The 2,983-nt window shown below is 41.4% G+C and carries 1 protein-coding gene and 1 pseudogene; both read left to right on the top strand.

Features of this window, described 5'->3' with window-relative positions; translation table 11 throughout:
• A pseudogene (locus WBM49_RS13640) lies at positions 1–198 on the top strand (hypothetical protein); the annotation flags it as partial.
• Positions 199–205: 7 nt separating this feature from the next.
• Positions 206–2,983 (top strand): efflux RND transporter permease subunit (locus WBM49_RS13635; protein ID WP_424372596.1); only part of this gene is annotated, 2,778 nt, incomplete at its 3' end.

Here is a 2,983-nt window from a genome sequence, read left to right as displayed (position 1 = left end):
GTATATGTTGTAGGCGAAGACAATATTGTTAAATCAAGACCGGTCCAAACTGGTGGAAGGATTGACGACCTATGGCTGATCACCGAAGGATTAAAAGAAAATGAACAAGTCGTAATTGATGGTTTACAAAAAGTTTCAACTGGCATGGAAATTAAACCAATACTTACAGAGTTTAAAAGTCAATCTACTGAAAATTAATTAAACTATGACTGAAAACTCAGGTAACTTCTTTGTTCGCAGACCTATTGTAGCTATGGTAATAGCTATTGTGATCGTTATTGTTGGAGCGGTCTCATTAATTGATCTTCCAATAGAACAATACCCAAGTTTAACACCGCCAATTGTGGAGGTGAGAGCAAATTACACCGGAGCCAATGCTATCACGGTAGAAGAATCTGTTGCCACGCCATTGGAGCAGGAGATCAACGGTGTGGACAATATGCTTTACATGAAATCGAGCAATGCAAATGATGGTAGTATGGTCATTCAAATATCATTTGACGTAGGTACCGATCCGGACATGAATACAGTTCTCTCTCAAAACAGGGTTTCAGCCGCCTCGGCAAAACTACCGCAGGATGTCACAAAATATGGTGTTACTACGAAAAAATCGTTGCCGAATATAATGATGGCTATAGCCTTGACATCCGATGGAAGATATGATCAGGATTTTTTGGGCAACTATGCGCTAATTAATATAAAAGACCAGCTGGCACGTGTAAAAGGAATTGGAAGAGTTGATGTGCTGGGCGCTGCAGACTACTCCATGAGAATTTGGGTGAAACCCGATAAGCTGTCGAAAATGGGTATTACTGTACCTGAGATGCTAACAGCAATCAATGAACAGAACGTTGTGGTTCCGGGAGGTAAGTTTGGCGATGAGCCTGCACCACCGGGTACGGAATTTACTTATACCGTTCGTTTGCCTGAACGATTTAACTCGGCTGAAGCATTTGAAGACATAGTTGTAAGGACCCATCCTGATGGTTCACAGGTAAAAATCGGAGATATTGCCACTGTAAACCTGGGCGTGGAAACGTACAATATGGTTCCTCGTTTTAACCAGCAAACCTGTGCTCTCATTGCGTTGTATCAGGCTCCGGGATCAAATGCAGTTGAACTTGCCCAAAACATAATTACAGAAATGGACCAGCTTGCAAAAGACTTTCCTGAAAGTCTAAAATATGAAGTTGGGCTTGATACTACTTTACCTATTACGGCAGGAATAAGAGATATTGTCATTACACTAATTATAGCCCTAGTGCTGGTCATATTTGTTGTTTTTGTTTTTATCCAAGACTGGAGAGCTACTCTCATTCCTACCCTCGCAATTCCGGTTTCCCTGATTGGAACCTTTATGTTTTTTCCCATGCTTGGTTTCACTATTAACGTGCTTTCACTTCTGGGGCTTGTACTTGCTATCGGGATTGTAGTAGATGACGCTATTGTAGTAGTTGAAGCTGTTCAGGTGAATATAGATAAAGGAATGAGTGCACGCGAGGCAACTATTGATGCGATGAAGAAAGTTACCGCCCCGGTGATTGCCACAACCCTGGTGTTAGTTGCCGTGTTTATCCCGGTGGCAGGAATGGCAGGTATTACAGGTATTTTGTACCAGCAATTTGCGATTACCATTGTCGTATCGGTACTAGTTTCTTCCGTAAATGCCCTTACTCTTAGTCCCGCGCTTTGCTCCATTCTCCTGAAAAAACCGGTTCCCTACAACGGGGCGTTAGGTTGGTTTTTTGCTAAATTCAATAAAGGAATGGACAAGACCACAGATGCCTACATGAGTCTTACCAATGTGGTATCCAGAAAACTTAAAAGAGGTGTGGTATTCATTGTCATATTAACTATAGGCGCTGGCATATTTGGCAAATTGGTGCCCGGAGGATTTATTCCGGAAGAAGACATGGGTTACTTCTTTGTGAACATTCAATTACCAAATGCAGCTTCATTACAAAGAACTGTAGTTATTTCAAGTGAAATTGAAGAGATCCTTTTGGAATACCCTGAAGTCAAATATGTATTAAATGCTACCGGATATAGCATGCTAAGTGGATCGATGATTCCGAATACCGGGTCCATGTTTGTTTCTTTAGTTGATTGGGGGGAAAGAGACCGTACTGCCAAAGATATGATAATTGAAATCAACCAAAAGCTCTCGGAAAAAATAAAAGGTGCCCAGGCAATTTCTTTTGGCCCACCCGCTATTCCAGGTTTGGGGAACGGCTCAGGTTTTAGTATTATGATACAGGATCGGGCTGGAAATACACCCGCTTACCTGGCGGAAAATACCATGAAATTTATTCAAGCGGCAAATTCACGACCTGAAATTGGAAGTGCATTCACTACTTTCCAGGCCAATGTACCACAACGATTCATGGAAATAGATAAAGAAAAAGCACTTAAACTTGGTGTTTCCCTAAAGGATTTATACACTACTGTTGGCGCATTTATGGGTGGCGCTTATGTAAACGATTTCACAAGGTTTGGACGCCTATACAAAACCTATATCCAGGCAGAACCTCAATATCGGGTTGATGAAAGACAAATCAATAATTTCTTTGTAAAAAATAATAAGGGAAATATGGTGCCATTAGCCACCATTGCAACCGTAAGGCCTATTTCAGGGCCAGATTATACAAATAGATTTAATTTGTACCGATCTGTTGAGGTAACAGGAGGACCTACCCCTGGATATAGTTCTGTACAGGCCATGAATGCTTTGGAAGAAGTTGCCGCCGAGGTATTGCCTTCAGATATGAGTTACAGCTGGAATGCTATGTCATTTCAGGAAAAGAAAGCATCAGGTTCTTTAGGTATTATTCTTACATTCTCGTTGGTATTCGTGTTTCTGATCCTTTCTGCGCAGTATGAAAGCTGGTCTCTGCCTCTTTCCATCCTTTTAGGAACGCCCTTTGCTATTTTTGGAGCTCTTATTTTCCTTTGGGTTGGCAGGTTATTTAGCCCAACTTTTGAA

Origin of the sequence: Muriicola sp. (assembly GCF_049669965.1) — a bacterium.
Classification (GTDB): Bacteria; Bacteroidota; Bacteroidia; order Flavobacteriales; family Flavobacteriaceae; genus Muriicola.
Note: the sequence above shows the minus strand (reverse complement) of the source record. Positions and strands in the feature narration are given on the sequence as shown.